Consider the following 16,226-nt stretch of genomic DNA (forward strand, 5'->3'; position numbering starts at 1 on the left):
CCGAAGCAAGTGGAAACAGAAGAAGGTAAGAAACTTGATCAGTCGGGAGAAACAACAGAAGAAGATGTGGAAAAGAATCCAGAGCAAGTAGAAGAAACGCCGAAGCAAGAAGAAATAGAAGAAGGTAAGAAACTAGAACAGTCGGAAGAAGCTGGAGGGAAGAATCCAGAGCAAGTAGAAGAAACACCGAAGCAAGTGGAAACAGATGGAGAAAACCAACTTGATCAGGCAGGAGAAACAACAGAAGAAACTGGAGGGAAGAACCCAGAGCAAGTAGAAGAAATGCTGAAGCAAGTGGAAACAGAAGAAGGTAAGAAACTTGATCAGTCGGGAGAAACTGGAGGGAAGAATCCAGAGCGAGTAGAAGAAACGCCGAAGCAAGAAGGAACAGATGAAAGCAAGGCGCTTGATCAAACAGTAGAACCAACGGAAGAAGCAGGAGAAAAGAACCCAGAGCAAGTAGAAGAAATGCCGGAGCAAGTGGAAACAGAAGAAGACAAGAAACTTGATCAGTGGGGAGAAACAACAGAAGAAGATGTGGAAAAGAACCCAGAACAAGTAGAAGAAACGCCGAAAAAAGAAGAAACAGAAGAAGACAAGGCGCTTGATCAGTCAGAAGAACCATTGGAACAAGAAGTGCAGGAGGATGAGAACCCCTCTGAGACAAGAGAGAATATAGAAGAAACCGATTCGTCGGAAGGTTCAAGAGAAGAAACTGTTAAAAAAGAGTTTGAGCCGAGAAGTGAGACTGAAGAAGAATCGGGATTCGACCTAGATAAATTGTTTGATCAGAAAAAGAAAGAGATAGATCAACGAACGATTGGACAAATTTTAAAAGAAAGAAAAGATGCTTGGAGAGAAGCTGGCTATGGTGATAGTTTTAAAGAAATGTGGAAGAATGCCATACAAGCACAAGTGGATGCAGCGAAAGAAGGTAGATTGTGGGAATATAACAAAGAAGAGTTTCGTAAAGAGATAAAGCATGTGTATGAAGATGGAATGAAGTTAGCAAATAAAGTAATTGAAAATAATAAAATACTAGGTCCTATAAAAGAAGTGCTAGAAGAGCGGAATAAAAAATGGAATGAAGCTGGCGAAGGAAAATACACACTGAAAAGTAGTATTGAGGCGCAAATAGAAGCCGCAAAACAAGGGCCAAAAGCATGGTGGGAGTACAATAAGAAAGAGTTTAGTAAAGAGATAAAAACTGCGTATGAAGATTGTGCAAAAATGGCGGATAAAATTACCGACAATTATCAAACGTTAAAAAATATAAAAGTGTCACTGGAAGAGCGTCATCAAAAACGGATAGAAGATGGTGAAGGCGCAACGTTATTAGAAATGTGTAAAAATAGCGTGAGGGCACAAATAGATGCGGCAAAAGAAGGTAGATTGTGGGAATATAACAAAGAAGAGTTTCGTAAAGAAATAAAAAATGTGTATGAAGACGGCGTGAAAATAGCAGATAAAATTACTGATACTTATAAGGTAATAGCAAATGCAAAAGTATCATTGAGAGAGAGACATGAAAAGCGAATAGAAGATGGCGAGGGCGCAACGCTATTGGAAATGTGTAAAAATAGTGTAAGAGCACAAATAGATGCAGCAAAAGAAGGTAGATTGTGGGAATATAACAAAGAAGAGTTTCGTAAAGAAATAAAAAATGTGTATGAAGATAGTATGAAAGTAGCAAATAAAATGATAGAAGGTAATAAAATACTATTTTCTATAAAAGAGGTTGTCATAGAACGCGAGAAAATATGGAGCGAGTCTGGAGACGAAAAGTACACATTGAAAGGTAGTATTAAAGCACAAATAGAAGCGATAAAGCAAGGGCCGGCAGAATGGTTTAAATATAATAAAGAAGAGTTTAGTAGAGAAATAAAAACAGTTTATGAAGATAGTATGAAAGTAGCGGATAAAATCATTGATAAGTATAAGCCGTTAGCTGATGCAAGAGATGTTTTGGAAGCACGTGATAAAAAATGGAGAGAAGCTGGTGAAGCAAATACGATAATAAGTAGTTTTAAGGCGCAGCTAGAGGTAGCTAATAAGAGCCCAAAAGCATGGTGGGATTATAATATAAAAGGTATTCAGAGAGAAACGAGACATCTGTTTGAAGATGGAAGAATGTATCTTATCAAATATATGGACACACCAGGGTTATTTGATGAAGTTGATGATAAGGCTTCTGAGAAAAAAGATGATACAAAAAAGTTCAAGAAATAGAAAGGAAGGGGATAGAGGATCAAATAGATGAAGAAGATCTATCTCATTTTGAAGAAAATAATACACACTCTGTTTTTGCTCCAAATAGTGAAAGTGTAGTGGAAGACGATTTAGAGCAAGAGATGCAGCGAGAATTAAATGATACAGTTGTTGATGTGGCAGAGAAAACTTTAGGTAAAGAATATAAAAACTATAAAGCTGTGGAATATACTGGGACAACTAAAGTTGATGGGGAAGCAAGGGATATTAGCAGACGGGTTTTTCAAAGGTTAGATATTGATTACGAGAGAATTGACTTGAAAACTGGTATGACGAACGTTCAATTGATGAAAAAAGGAAGAGCACCAATTTGGAAAGATGGAACCGCTATAGAGCTTCATCATTTAATTCAAAGAGAGCCAGGCTCAATGGTGGAAATTCCAGCGAGTATGCATGATGAGTATAATAAAATTTTGCATGGTTTAGTGGAGAACGGTGGGAGTTTTAGGAATAACCCTGTATTAAGGAAGCAATATGATAACTTTAGGACAAAATATTGGAGATGGAGAGCTAGACAAATAGAGAATGAACAAATTTAAGAGGTGAAAAGAATTATGGGTCAGAAGGAATTAATTAATTTTATTAATGAAAATATGGAATTAGATGATTTCACAGGTGGGATAGATGAAAAGCAAATAAATACTATTCAAAATAAGCTAGGGGTAGTATTCCCTAAAAGTTATCAATGGTTTCTAATTAACTATGGATCTGGGGGGATGTTTGGTGTTGATATTTTAGGAGTAGCAAAGTCAAATATAGCTTCTGTTGTTATTGAAACAGAAAGGTTTAGGGATTTAGGATTAGATAAAAATTTAGTTGTTATCGAAGATAGCGGAGAATACGCTTATTGTTTATATACAGATGAAATGGAGAATAATGAGTGTCCGGTAATAGTATGGGATAGACAAATGGGGATTGATGAAACAATTGAAGCAAATAATTTTTATGAGTTTTTTTTGCGAAGATTAATAGATGCAAAAGAAGCGTGGGAAGAAGATTTTTAATGTAGATAAGTGACCTTATAGAGAATCGTTGCAAGGAAATAATAGTATACTCGCAGAGTCGGTAGACAATTATGTGAAAGAGAAACTCGGTGTAGATGAAATTCCCGAAGAAATAAGTGAAACATTACAAGAGGGAATGGAAGAAATTATGGATGAACTTGCAAGTGAAATAACGGAATGCATATTAGGAGAAGTTGTTCCGTTTCTTCGTCACATTCGTACACGTGTTGAGGAAGGGAAAGAAAATGGTGAAGGTGATACATTTGTAGAACAATGGAAAAATGCCATTGCGCATTATAAAGAATTATTAGAAAGAAAAGAATTCACGAGGGAATTTGTGAAAGGATTGGGAGAAGAAGCTCAAAATTTAGGACGTCACGTTACGTATGCTACGATTGCTATCCCTCGCCTGACTATTAAATTAGGAAAACTGTTGTATAAGCGAAAAAGATAGTAGTTTAATAAAATATTTATGAGGTGGATAAAATGTCAACATTAAAAACAATAAAAGAGAATTTAATACAATCTGTAATTGCATCGGTATTAGCGGTGATTTCGGAAAAAGGATTAAAGCCAGTAGAAGAGTTGAAGATAGATGGATCACCTGTTGCATACACTGGGGATGTAGGGATGTTCATTTCGGCTCTTATTGAATTACATGATATTTTCGAGTTGAACTTTGAAATGGACTTGAACGAAGTTGGGACTAAGTTTCCAACAATTGAATCGCTTGTTGAGTACTTTATGATTCGCATTGTAGATGAAAAAATTTAATGTATTTGTAGTTAAGGTGGCTTGTAGCGTACTTGCTAAAGCCGCCATATTTTTATATCAGAAAATATTTTATGATTTTTCTGAAAAAACACAACAAAAATGGTTGTAGAAGGTATAAAATATACATAAAATGATGTAGTTAAATTACGGGAAATTTTCATTGACGGAACTTTTTTAACTATTTATTATAATTAATGAGTCGTGATTATGGTAAATTTGTGAAAAAAATGTTAGATTTATCTTATTTGTTATAACAATATGTAGTGAAAAAAGGATATTGAGGAGCTGATTAGGTGATTATTGGTATCGATTTAGGAACAACCAACTCGGCGGTGGCATACATAGATGATAGTGGAAACCCAACAATTTTGCCAAACCGTGAGGGAGAAAGAGTTACTCCATCAGTTATATTTTTTGAAGATGGATCACCTGTTATAGGTTCAACTGCAAAAAGTATTTCTGTATCAGACCCAACGAATACTGTTCAATTTGTGAAGAGACAGATGGGAAATGCAAGTTATAAATTCCCGATAGGTGGAGAGGTATTTACACCTGAGGATCTTTCGGCTCTTATTTTGAAACGTTTAAAAGAAGATGCAGAAGAAGCAATAGGCGCTAAAGTGACGAAAGCTGTTATTACAGTACCAGCTTATTTCGATGATGCGCAAAGAAAAGCAACGCAAGATGCGGGCAGAATTGCTGGTTTACATGTACTTAAGGTAATTAACGAACCGACGGCTGCTGCATTAGCATATGGTTTAGCGAATCGTGAGCAAAAGCAGAATGTAATGGTGTACGATTTAGGCGGAGGTACATTTGACGTGACGCTGATACAACTAAATCAAGATGAAGTAGTTGTTAAGGCTACTGGGGGAGATCGTAACTTAGGCGGTTTCGATTTTGATAACAAAATCTTTGAATTAGTAGAACAGAAATTTGAAGAAGAGCATGGATTAGATTTATATGATGATTTAAATGCAGTACAAGATTTACGTGAGAAAGCGGAAGCTTGTAAAAAAATGCTATCATCTCGTAAAAAATCGGTTATTACACTTTCATCTCAAGGGCGTACAGTAAAAGTCGAAGTGACAAAAGAAAAATTTGATGAACTTCTTTCACCTCTTTTAAGTCGTACGGCTTTAATTATGAAAAATGTTTTGATGGATGCTGATTTAGCTTGGGAAGACATTGATAAGATTGTACTTGTTGGTGGATCGACAAGAGTTCCAGCTGTATCAGATTTAATTGAACGTACAACAGGAATTAAGCCTTCAAAAGATGTAAATCCTGATGAAGTAGTTGCATTAGGAGCTGCTATTCAAGGAAGTTTATTACAAGTAGATAATGAAGCGTCTAACAATGCAGAAGAGTTTAAACCAAAAACGAGAGTAGTAGATGTAAACTCACACAGTTTAGGGATTTTAATTCATGATAATAACACTGGTGGATTCATTAACCAAAAAATGATTGTTCGAAATACACCAATTCCAGCTAGTGAAGAAGCTGTCTTTTATACAGTTAATGATGGGCAAACATCTCTTCACGTTCAAGTAACAGAAGGGGAAGACAGTGACCCTGACTTTGTAAAAGTTATCGGTGAATCGAATCTAGATTTAAGAGGACCAAAACCACAAGGATACCCAGTTCGCTTCATTTTTACATATGACGAAAATGGCGTTGTACATGTTTATGGAAAAGATGAAAATACTGGTCAACATTTAGGTGAAATGCAAATTGAAAGAAAATCAAATTTAACAGAAGCAGCAATTGAACAAAAAGCTGAAAAATTAGCAGGAATTTCAGTGGAATAACGATTTTTTTTTGATGTATTTTATACGGATAGGGGTGTTTAACCGTTGGAGAATTATTATGAATTGCTGCAGGTCAATCCGAATATTGGAGCAAGCGAGCTGAAAGAGAAGTTAATTGAGGCGCAGCGAAAATGGTTAGGGAGAACGAATGCACCTGATTTAAAGCGTAGACAGGATGCAGAACGAAAAGTTGAGATTCTTGCTGAGGCTGAGGTAATCCTTTTGGATGAAGCGAAGAGAAGCGAGTATAATCGTATGTTAGAAGGTTCTAAACCTGAAGTGAATACGAATCAACAAGAACAGTTTGATAATCCAACAGAAACTACTGCACAAGAATTAATAGATCTTGCATGGAGTCTATTAGAAGAAGGAAGAGTTGCAGATGCGATTGTTGTAGGAAAAAAAGTCACTGAAGATTATGGAGCTAACGCACACGGATGGGCGATATTAGCGAGAGCACATTATATGTGGAATGAGTTTGATGATGCGATTTATGAGTATAGAAAAGCGATGGATATCGAAACGAATAACGATGTATTCTATTATGATTTATCTGATGTTTATTTGGATCATCCGAAATTAAGCTTCGAAGAGCGATTAGATCACGCTGAAAGATTAACTCAACAAGCATTAAGTATTAACCCGAATGAGCGAGCATATCGTTTCAGAATGGCAGTTATCGCAAGACATAGAGATAATTATGATCAAGCGATTGACATTTTACATCAATTAATTGAAACATATGGGAAAGACCCAAGTCTAGGCAATGAATTAGCTTATAATTACTACTATAAGTGTTTATCAATGCTTTACCCTCAAGAGAGTAATGGTGAGACTTATTATAGCTTTATTTCTCAAGAGAGCGCTGAACAAGGACTAATCTTATTAAGAGAAGCTAAGATTTATGCGACAGATAGAGAGTTACTTGGATACATTCAAACATTTATTGATTTGGGTGAAAAAGCATTACAAACAAAGTTCCTTGTAGGACGTTTTGTTGGTTTAGGATTCATTCCAGCAATATGGTTCTTAAATGCACTATTTTCTTTCTCATTTATTAGTTTATTAATTAGTGGAGCTTTGCTTTATTTTGTTTGGAAAATTAGTAGAATTCCAGTTTGGCTTGATAATAAAGAAGTTCATACAGGCCAAAGAGAGAAGCGAAATCGAAGTATTTTAACCGCCATAGCGGTTGTATTTGGTAGAAGATGATGAACACTTTGAAAACTCCTATATAGGAGTTTTCTTTATTCATAAATCTTTAATTGCTTTATAGGAGGGATACAATGTCAACGGTAAATTTGTATAACAAAGAAGAGTTTTTGGCCTTTAAATCATTATTTGAAGCAAATGTCCATTCAGGAGAGTTGTCAAAAGCATTGACTCAAATTGAAGGATTACTTACTCAATATTCTGATCATCCGGGGTTATTTTATTTAGCTGGGTTGTTATTTTTACATAATCAAAATTACGATAAGGCAAAAACGTATTTTGAGCAAGCGCTATCATTAGATGAGAGTAATAGCGAATATATGGTGTATTTAGGGATAACATATGTAGAACTAAATCAGCTTAATCAAGCAGAGACATTGCTTCTAAGTGCATATAATTTAGGTGAAGCAGATATTACTACGTTAATGGGGTTAGGAAAATTATATTTAAAACAAGAAAATTATGAGAAAGCTAGATTTTATTTCAATAAAGTTTTAAGCCAAGATTCATTGCACCATGAAGCGAATGTTAGAATGGGACAAGCCTATCTGTTTGAAAAAAAACATGTGGAACAAGCGATTACATATTTTGAACAAGCGTTGAAAAACGGAAAGAGTGACGAATTAGAGTATTACTATGCGAAAGCTCTTTTACAATCAGAAATGGAAGCGCAATGCATAAAGTGTTGTAAGAAGTTCTTAATGAGAAATCCGAATTCCTCGTGGGCTGATCGATTCCGTGAGTTAATGTTAAATGCTCAAAGAGTAAATGTGAAGCAACCCCCTAAAGAAGAATATAAGCAACAAAGAAGAAGAGACCCAAATTACGATTCAAATACGGGGGAGCAAAATCGTAATAACGAAATCGATAAGTATAAAAGTGTATTTGAAGATGGGAAAAAACGTTTAAATAGCTATATACTCGGGCAGGAAGAGTTTATCGATCAGTTATGTATGGGCTATATGAGAAGCTTTATTTACGAACGTCCAGATGCGAACTTAAAAAATGTTATTTTTGTCTCTGGTCGAAAAGGTACAGGTATATATAAATCCGTAAAATATTTAACGGCGATTATGAATGAGTATGATTTATATGAAAAACCAGATGTACACTATATTGATATTAGCAGTTCGCTTGGTGCATCAGATATTGAAAGTACTTTTTTATCAGATGTGTATAGAGGAATCAAGTCTGAATCAGATGTACTGTACTTTGATAATGTCGATAAATGTCCACCTGATTTAATTTCTAAGTTATCAGAATTAATTATGGATGGAAAAATTAAGTTGAAGGATCGTTATGTTTATAATGCGAATTGGCAATCGCTCGAAAAAACATATAGCAGCTTAGCGGAGAAAAGCATTGATTCGATTCAAATAGAAAATAAGTTAATTATTTTATCTACCGAAAAAGATTTGAAAGATATTCGTACAATGTTTCCAGCCACAGTATTAGAGAAAATAATAGATTATCCACAAACGTCTGTATTACCGCCCCGTACTTTAACAAAAATATCAGATCGCTATTTGAAAAAATATCAAAAACGTATTCATACGAAATTACAAGTAAATATGAACTACACACATGGTGTATCTGACTTTATTGTTGAGAAAGCTAATTTAACAATGGGGGTACATGGGATTAAGAGTTATATAGAAGACGATATTTATCAATCCATTACAAATTTACGCATATCAGGAAAAATAGAGCCTGGCATCATTTATCAGCTTACAGCATCAGATGAATTATATTTAGATGATGGTGTGGAGAAAATACAAGTTACTCGTAAAAAAGCAGGGGCAGAGAATTTAGAAAATATTAAAAAAGAATTTGAAAAAGTCATTGGTTTAAATGCAGTGAAAGAAAGAGTTTTTCAGCTGGAAGAGTTCTTGGCACTACAAAAGATTAGACAATCTCGCGGGGCGAAACAAACACGTTTAACGATGAATTTTATCTTTACAGGAAACCCAGGTACCGGTAAGACTACTATCGCAAGGTTAGTAGCGAAATACTTAAAGGCATTAGGTTATTTATCAAGTGGTCATTTAGTGGAAGTGGACCGAGCACGTTTAGTTGCACAATATGTAGGGCAGACAGGGCCAAAAACACAAGCTGTGATTGATTCTGCAAAAGGCGGGGTTTTATTTATCGATGAAGCATACTCCTTAGCTAGAGGTGGAGAAAGTGATTTTGGAAAAGAAGCTATTGATACTTTAGTTAAAGGAATGGAAGACCTTAGAGAAGATTTAGTTGTCATTCTTGCTGGATATAAGGATGAAATGGACGATTTTTTAAAGACAAATCCAGGCCTGCAATCTAGATTTAATAATCATATAGATTTTCCAGATTATACATCTGAAGAACTCTTCATGATTTCTGAAAAAATTGTAGAAAGTGAAGGGTTTACGATTGCAGATGATTTAAAAGATGATTTGATTGAAGAATTTATGAGAAAACAAATACCTGGGAAAAATGATTCTGGAAATGGACGATTGGCAAGAAATATTGTTGAGAAAGCTATAGCAGAGCAATCAGGTCGACTCAAAAATTCTGGTGAATCTTTAAAATTTTTAAGTGATGAAGAATTAAATATGTTAACGAAAGAAGATTTTGGATTAGGTGCCGAAAATACATTTGACTTAAATGCTGAATTAGATAAAATCATCGGTCTCAATCAAGTGAAAGAGTTTATGAGGGAGATGGAACTTCAGCTTGTAGCGCAAAAGAAAAGGAAGACAGCTGGATTACACTCTACGATGAATCAAAGCTTGAATATGATCTTTACTGGTAACCCTGGAACTGGTAAAACAACTGTCGCTAGATTATTAGGGACAATGATGAAAGAGATGGGAATTTTAAAATCAGGACACTTTGTTGAAGTAGATCGAGGTGGACTTGTTGGGAGATATGTAGGAGAAACAGCACCGAAAACAACTGACAAATTTATGTCAGCTTTAGGTGGGATTTTATTTATAGATGAAGCGTATGCGTTAGCTACGGATAGTTTTGGGAAAGAAGCGATCGATACGATTGTAAAACTTATGGAAGATCATCGAGAGAATATAATCGTTATACTAGCTGGGTATGAGAAGGAAATGAAAGAATTCCTAAAAACAAATGCCGGCCTAAAATCTCGATTCCCTTTAAATGTTGACTTCAAAGATTACTCATTACATGAGCTTGTTGCGATTGGAGAAAGCATGATTAAAGGTAGAGGATTCCATTTATCAGAAGAGGCAAGAGAAGCTTTAGTGGAAAGAGTAGAATCTGAAATGCAGCTATCTTCCGCAGAATCAGGAAACGGAAGAATGATTAGAAATATTGTGGAAGAAGGGGAGCGTAGACAGTCGGCACGAATTAGTGAAGATGGATACGAATACACGGATTCAACAGAACTTATTACTTTTAAAGCATCAGATTTTCTCGTAGATACAAGAGATAAAGATTTTGATTTAGAAAAAGAACTAGAAACAATTGTTGGATTGACAGACATAAAAGATTTCGTCCGTTCATTAGAAAAACAACTAATTGCCCAGCAACTTCGCCAAAGCGTTGGGATTAGGCAGAAGTCTTCTCAAAATTTAAATATGATTTTCACTGGGAATCCAGGGACAGGAAAAACGACGGTAGCTCGTGTAGTTGGTGATTTATTAAAGAGAATGGGGGTTTTAAAAAGCGGTAAATTGGTTGAGGTGGATAAGAGTAATCTTATTTCTCCTTACGCTGGTCAAACGCCTGAGAAGGTAAGAGAAGTATTTATGTCTGCACTTGGTGGAGTACTGTTTATAGATGAAGCATATGCGTTGAGTACTGATAATGTTGGTAGAGAAGCGATTGATACGTTAGTGAAACTAGTGGAAGATCATCGAGATAGCGTTATCGTTATACTAGCTGGATACGAGAAAGAAATGAGGGACTTTTTACAAGCTAACTCAGGTTTGAAATCTCGATTCCCGAATGATGTATATTTCCCAGACTATTCGGTTGCTGAATTAGTAGAGATTGCAAAGGTAGCGACAGAAAAAGAAGGACTTGTATTAGCAGAGGAGTCAATTGCACCGTTGTCGAAAGTGCTTGCGAGAGAGGTTAAACGCTTGAAAGCCGATGCAGGAAATGGAAGGCTAGTACGAAATGTGATTGAGAAAGCTAAGAGGGAGTTAGATAATCGGATTGTAAATGAAGGAATTCTAGATGAAAATGAAATGGTTACTTTACTTCCTGAAGATTTTGAGAAGGAACAAAATAATGCAACTGCGGAATTCCAATTAGAAGAACATTTACAGAAAATTATTGGATTGAATGAAGTGAAAGACTTTATGAGAAGTTTACAAGATCAAATTCGAATTACACAAACAAGGAAAAACTTAGGTTTGCCAGTAGATGAAGGATCCGCATTACACATGATCTTCACTGGTAATCCAGGAACAGGAAAAACGACTGTAGCAAGAGTTGTGGCAGAGTTACTTTATCAGTTAGGAATTCTCTCTTCTAATAAGGTAATTGAAGTAGATCGTTCTGGCCTTGTTGCTGGATATGTAGGTCAAACGGCTATAAAAACAAAAGAAGTGATTCAATCGGCTCTTGGTGGAGTGCTATTTATTGATGAAGCTTACGCCCTAGCTAAAGATGTAAATACTAGCCATGGTTTTGGGAAGGAAGCGATTGATACGTTATTAAAAGCGATGGAAGACTATCGTGAAGATTTAATTGTAATTCTTGCTGGTTATACGGATGAAATGGAAGGATTTTTAAATACAAATCCAGGACTGCGATCACGTATTCCAAATAAAATTGAATTTAAAGATTATAGTGTTGATGAGCTACTGCAAATGGGAGAGAAAATGTTTAAAGAGAACGGATATGAGCTAACAGAGGCTGCTTATGAGAAACTTCGAGAGAAAACCGAAATAGCTCGAACAGCAGAACAGTTTGGTAACGGAAGGTACGTACGTAATGTATATGAGGAAACAAAACGAAATCAAGCAGTACGTTTACGAGGGGTAAATTTAACTCTTGATAATTTAATGAAAATCGAAGAAACTGATATTAAGTAAAAAGCTCGGGCCTAAGCCCGAGCTTTTTATTTCATTATTTCTTTTCGTCTTTTTTAGCGTCAGCTTTTGGCTCTTCGAAAAGATCTTTTAAATCTTTATCGTCAACTTTTACGTCAGCTTTTTTGATTTCTTTCATCATAAGATCGTTCATGAATTGAGCATCTTGAACTTTTTCTTGAACTACTTCTTTTTTGAGGTCAGCTTTTGCTTGATCGAAAGTTTTGTCAGCGTGAGTATCAGTTACTTTAATGATATGGTAACCGTGTTCTGTTTTTACTGGTTCACTTACTTCATCTTTTTTCAACTTACGAGCAGCTTCATCGAATTCTTTTACCATTTTATTTGGTCCGAAGAATCCTAAGTCGCCACCTTTTTCTTTTGAACCTGGATCTTGAGAGTACTTTTTCGCTAATTCTTCAAAAGATTTACCTTGTGCAAGTTCTTCTTTCACTTTTTTAGCAGTCTCTTCGTCTTTTACAAGAATATGGCTAGCTTTAATTTCTTGCTTGTAGTCCTCGTATTTTGCTTTTAAGTCTTTATCAGTGATTGCTTTTTCAATCGCTTTTTCTTGCGCTAACTGAGCACGTACACTATTTTTTAAAGTTTCTTCTTTAATACCTTGTTGTTTTAATAGTGTATCGAATTGATCACCGTATTGTTTTTTCATTTCATCGTACTTTTTATCTACATCTTTGTCTTCAACTTTGTAGTTTTTAATAAGTACTTTTTCCATAACCATACCATTTAGAACTTGTTTACCAGTCTGTGAATTTTTCATTTGTTCGTAGAACTCTTCTTTTGTAATGTCACCAGCTTTAGATGTAACGATTTTGTCTGATGATGATGTTCCACATGCTGATAATGCGATTACACTTGTTGCGGCTAAGGCAAGCATAGCTTTCTTCATTCGATAAACACTCCTACTATTATGTATTTTTAATTTATCCTATACCAATGAATTTTAGTTCATCAGAGCCCGATTAAGTCTCACTGATACTTTTGCTTTTTTTGTTGGTAAAGCGCGCTTAACAGGGCTTACCGAGGCTTTAGGATAAAGTTAAGATGCGTGTCATGTATTTCATAGTATAAGCAATATGTACAAAATTTAATATATCATATTTCGACGTGTTTTCATATTGATAAAGAAAAATTAACCAGTACGTGTCAGATTTTGAAGGTGTACCATATTGGGCGTATGCCGCATATACAGAATAGAGGAGGGGATGGGGATGAATTCTCAACTTATTTTATTACTTGTACTGTTTATTTTATTGGTTATAGTAGGTATAATTTGCTTATAGAGGAAAAAAGTGAGGAAGGGGCTTTCCTTCCTCACTTTCCATGAAATATAATTTCTATATAACTAGAAATTAATAAAATTGTTATACATACATTAATAACCCGAAAGACACCGGGTTGGCGGCTCGCAGATATTTGTTTTCGTTCACACAGTGTATGTGTCATGAAATTCGTGTAAAATATAACAAGAAGTGCGAATGCGACAAAAACAACTGTTATAAGTGTCATGAGGCGAGACCTCCTTTTGGCTAAAATACATATACTTTATATATTGTATCATACGATATTTTGTTCGTGTTATAAAATTCAGAAATAGAAGACTTTGTGTTAGAAAGTGAGGGAGAAAATGGACGTTGTTAGAAGATTAGAACAAGCTGAATACTACGTAGACCTACTATTTAAAATGATTGATGAAGAAAAGTGTCCATTTTATTCTTTGATCATAAAGAAAAAAGCTCGTAAAAAAGATGTTGAACGTATACTACATCTTTGTGAAAAGCTGAACGAACAATATGTAGTGGAGAAAGCAGAAGGACTTCTTTTGTTCGATGCGCTATTAGATCAATTTGAAAAAGCGCTTCCACATCAGCTCGAAGTACACGAAACTGCGGAAGCGCTAGCAAAACAAGGTTTATTCAAACCGCTTATGAATGAATTCTTAAGCATGATTGCGAAAAAGTAAATAGATTACTTCTTAACTAACTTCTGATCGGATTCTGTAAAGTTCTCTTCAATATCTTCTAATGATTTCTCAAAAATATCGATGAAGTCTTGTCCGTAAATGTTACGCAAGATAGCAATCAGTTCGATATTTTCTGGGAACTTCCCATAAAAATTACGAAGTGCAAGAGCCCCATTAAACACTGAATTATTTTCAGGGTCATACTCCTCCATTAAGCGAAGTAGTAATTCTTCCCCTTTGTCTGTAATTTCAATGTACGTATTTCGTTTATCATCTTCTTTTTTCGAGAATACAAGATAGCCGCGTTCCTCAAGCTTTTTCGAGAAGTTAAACGCAGTTGATACGTGCATAACTCCAAACTTAGCAATCTCAGAAATAGAAGCCCCTTTTAAATGATAAGCGATTGTTAAAATATGATGCTCATTAATGTTTAAATCATAAGGTTTAATCCACATCTGCCAATCTTTCTCTACACATTTCCATAACGCTTTCGATAATTGAGCAATGCGTTGGCTGAAAATCATCGCTTCTTTTACCGAGTAATCTTTTTCTCCACTTTTCATATACTCACCCACTTTAACATTCTTTTTCATTACTATCTATTATGCCAGTAAAATAAAAATTAATAAAGTCTTTTTGTGAGAATTGTGAAAATTTTTTAAAAAAATGACATTCTATACAAATCATGCATAACTATGGAAGCGGTTTATGAGTCGTGAATACATGTGTTGTCCATACATGTTAAGTGATAACATATATTGTAAATGCATAAAAACACGGCATATCTATGTGATATGCCGTGTTAAGGTCAATTTATATAAAAAATATTTGTTATATGCAAAAAACTAAGCAGGAATTTGTTTACGCTTTTTCCGGAACAGCTTCTTGTAGTTTCTCAATTGATTTTTGAATGTCCAAAATCTCTTGCTCAATATGTCGTTTGTTTTGAGAAATATCTTGCTTCCAGTTAGAAAGTGTATCGTGCATGTCGTCTTTTAATTCTTGGAACACTTCTTTACCTTCTGAAGCAGTTTCAACGATTTGACGTTTTAATAATTTTGTATCAGCTGTAATATCAGCTAAAGTCTTTTTAATATCATTTCCTTTTTCTTTTAACTTACCGCGCATGTCTTTGCCAGAAGAAGGAGTTGAGAAAAGAACAGCTAGTCCAGCAACTGCTCCGCCGCAAATGACACCTGTAATAAAGGATTTAGCTTTTGACATAAAAGGAGACCTCCTTATTTTTTGTTCGTATTCATGATGTGAAAAAATATGCATATCTTTAAGAAGAGGGAAAGGAAAGTGTGCAGTCCCTGGCATCTTAAGTGGAGAAACAAGCCGTGCCATATTTAATCACTTTAGGAAAGTGGCTTGTTATGTATGACTACTTATTATAGTGTCACTATTTCACGCTATTTGCAATTGTACTTGCGATGTTTTGTAAATTTTCCATAGTGTATTCATTCTGATGTGATTTCCAAACAGCACCGAAACCATCGTTTTCACCGTAGCGTGGAATTAAATGAAGGTGGAAGTGGAACACAGTTTGTCCAGCTTTTTCACCGTTGTTGTTAAGTAGGTTAAAGCCAACTGGATTAAACTCTGCTTTAATCGCATTTGCGATTTTCGGAACGACAGAAAAAATGTGTGATGCGATTTCTGGCGTTAACGCAAAAATGTCTTGTTTGTGAACTTTTGGAATAACAAGAGTATGTCCTTTTGTTACTTGACTAATATCTAAAAATGCAAGCACATGTTCATCTTCGTATACTTTTGAGCAAGGGATTTGCCCGTCAATAATTTTACAAAAAATACAATTGTCCGCTGTATGATTCATTGATCTCATCCTTTCAAATATCCTTAGCCGTATTTTACCATAATTACATAAGAGAACAAACACGAAAAACAGGAAGCTGACTCAGCTTCCTGTTTTCTGAAGAGGGATTGAAAAAGCATTATCGTAATTTACGTTTCGCAGACACCTCATTTATTTAAGAAATGCACGGTAAATCGGCTAAAGTTTCTGCCGTAGACACCCCATTTTCAAGTGAAATGAATTGCAATCTTTTATAAAATGAAATTGTTTATTTTTTAAAACAGTATATGCTCTTTCAGAGACACC

Annotated in this window: 13 protein-coding genes and 1 pseudogene; 9 read left to right on the forward strand and 5 right to left on the reverse strand. The window is 35.1% G+C overall.

Annotated elements, in window-relative coordinates:
- From PDK19_RS24925 to PDK19_RS24960, 8 genes and pseudogenes are all read left to right on the forward strand, one after another.
- Positions 1–2,229 (forward strand): annotated as a pseudogene (locus PDK19_RS24925) (hypothetical protein); the annotation flags it as partial.
- Between the two features lie 98 nt (positions 2,230–2,327).
- A complete protein-coding gene (locus PDK19_RS24930) occupies positions 2,328–2,807 on the forward strand; it encodes an HNH/ENDO VII family nuclease (RefSeq protein ID WP_229136441.1) in 480 nt (159 codons plus the stop codon).
- A gap of 15 nt (positions 2,808–2,822) precedes the next feature.
- The gene (locus PDK19_RS24935) at positions 2,823–3,272 is read left to right on the forward strand and encodes an SMI1/KNR4 family protein (RefSeq protein ID WP_049111581.1); all 450 of its coding nucleotides are present in this window, start codon (positions 2,823–2,825) and stop codon (positions 3,270–3,272) included.
- Between the two features lie 73 nt (positions 3,273–3,345).
- Positions 3,346–3,726, forward strand: coding sequence for a hypothetical protein (locus PDK19_RS24940; RefSeq protein ID WP_049111580.1), 381 nt, complete (start codon positions 3,346–3,348; stop codon positions 3,724–3,726).
- 32 nt (positions 3,727–3,758) lie between these two features.
- A complete protein-coding gene (locus PDK19_RS24945) occupies positions 3,759–4,046 on the forward strand; it encodes a hypothetical protein (protein WP_000105691.1) in 288 nt (95 codons plus the stop codon).
- Between the two features lie 293 nt (positions 4,047–4,339).
- Positions 4,340–5,857 carry an Hsp70 family protein gene (locus tag PDK19_RS24950; protein WP_270708163.1) on the forward strand — a complete coding sequence of 506 codons (1,518 nt, stop codon included), beginning with the start codon at positions 4,340–4,342 and terminating at the stop codon, positions 5,855–5,857.
- 45 nt (positions 5,858–5,902) lie between these two features.
- Complete coding sequence (locus PDK19_RS24955; RefSeq protein ID WP_049122490.1) at positions 5,903–7,069, forward strand: tetratricopeptide repeat protein; 1,167 nt, start codon at positions 5,903–5,905, stop codon at positions 7,067–7,069.
- 74 nt (positions 7,070–7,143) lie between these two features.
- Positions 7,144–12,123, forward strand: a complete 4,980-nt coding sequence (locus tag PDK19_RS24960; RefSeq protein ID WP_049111531.1) for an AAA family ATPase — start codon at positions 7,144–7,146, stop codon at positions 12,121–12,123.
- Positions 12,124–12,157: 34 nt separating this feature from the next.
- On the opposite strand, the gene prsA is transcribed toward PDK19_RS24960, so the two are convergent.
- Together prsA and PDK19_RS24970 are read right to left on the reverse strand one after the other, a co-directional pair.
- Complete coding sequence (gene prsA, locus PDK19_RS24965) at positions 12,158–13,030, reverse strand: peptidylprolyl isomerase PrsA (RefSeq protein WP_270708164.1); 873 nt, start codon at positions 13,028–13,030, stop codon at positions 12,158–12,160.
- 425 nt (positions 13,031–13,455) lie between these two features.
- Positions 13,456–13,650: a hypothetical protein gene (locus PDK19_RS24970; RefSeq protein WP_000172692.1), complete on the reverse strand. Its 195-nt coding sequence runs from the start codon at positions 13,648–13,650 to the stop codon at positions 13,456–13,458.
- Positions 13,651–13,768: 118 nt separating this feature from the next.
- Between PDK19_RS24970 and PDK19_RS24975 the strand changes: the two genes are divergently transcribed.
- The gene (locus PDK19_RS24975) at positions 13,769–14,104 is read left to right on the forward strand and encodes a YhaI family protein (protein WP_262725899.1); all 336 of its coding nucleotides are present in this window, start codon (positions 13,769–13,771) and stop codon (positions 14,102–14,104) included.
- Positions 14,105–14,109: 5 nt separating this feature from the next.
- Here the strand turns inward: PDK19_RS24975 and PDK19_RS24980 are convergent, their stop codons facing one another.
- The 3 genes from PDK19_RS24980 to PDK19_RS24990 all read right to left on the reverse strand — a co-directional run bounded on the left by PDK19_RS24980 (position 14,110) and on the right by PDK19_RS24990 (position 15,941).
- Positions 14,110–14,667 carry an HTH-type transcriptional regulator Hpr gene (locus tag PDK19_RS24980; RefSeq protein ID WP_000834918.1) on the reverse strand — a complete coding sequence of 186 codons (558 nt, stop codon included), beginning with the start codon at positions 14,665–14,667 and terminating at the stop codon, positions 14,110–14,112.
- Between the two features lie 298 nt (positions 14,668–14,965).
- Positions 14,966–15,328 carry a YtxH domain-containing protein gene (locus PDK19_RS24985; protein WP_000030301.1) on the reverse strand — a complete coding sequence of 121 codons (363 nt, stop codon included), beginning with the start codon at positions 15,326–15,328 and terminating at the stop codon, positions 14,966–14,968.
- Positions 15,329–15,506: 178 nt separating this feature from the next.
- A complete protein-coding gene (locus PDK19_RS24990) occupies positions 15,507–15,941 on the reverse strand; it encodes an HIT family protein (protein WP_001016840.1) in 435 nt (144 codons plus the stop codon).
- Positions 15,942–16,226: the final 285 nt, after the last annotated feature.

The sequence above is a fragment of the Bacillus cereus group sp. BcHK124 genome, from assembly GCF_027712065.1.
Lineage (GTDB): Bacteria > Bacillota > Bacilli > Bacillales > Bacillaceae_G > Bacillus_A > Bacillus_A pacificus.

Coding starts and splice junctions, on each gene's coding strand:
- PDK19_RS24935 (WP_049111581.1), top strand. CDS start 2,823: ATGGGTCAGAAGGAATTAATTAATTTTATTAATGAAAATATGGAATTA.
- PDK19_RS24945 (WP_000105691.1), top strand. CDS start 3,759: ATGTCAACATTAAAAACAATAAAAGAGAATTTAATACAATCTGTAATT.
- PDK19_RS24960 (WP_049111531.1), top strand. CDS start 7,144: ATGTCAACGGTAAATTTGTATAACAAAGAAGAGTTTTTGGCCTTTAAA.
- prsA (WP_270708164.1), bottom strand. CDS start 13,030: ATGAAGAAAGCTATGCTTGCCTTAGCCGCAACAAGTGTAATCGCATTA.
- PDK19_RS24970 (WP_000172692.1), bottom strand. CDS start 13,650: ATGACACTTATAACAGTTGTTTTTGTCGCATTCGCACTTCTTGTTATA.
- PDK19_RS24975 (WP_262725899.1), top strand. CDS start 13,769: ATGGACGTTGTTAGAAGATTAGAACAAGCTGAATACTACGTAGACCTA.
- PDK19_RS24980 (WP_000834918.1), bottom strand. CDS start 14,667: ATGAAAAGTGGAGAAAAAGATTACTCGGTAAAAGAAGCGATGATTTTC.
- PDK19_RS24985 (WP_000030301.1), bottom strand. CDS start 15,328: ATGTCAAAAGCTAAATCCTTTATTACAGGTGTCATTTGCGGCGGAGCA.
- PDK19_RS24990 (WP_001016840.1), bottom strand. CDS start 15,941: ATGAATCATACAGCGGACAATTGTATTTTTTGTAAAATTATTGACGGG.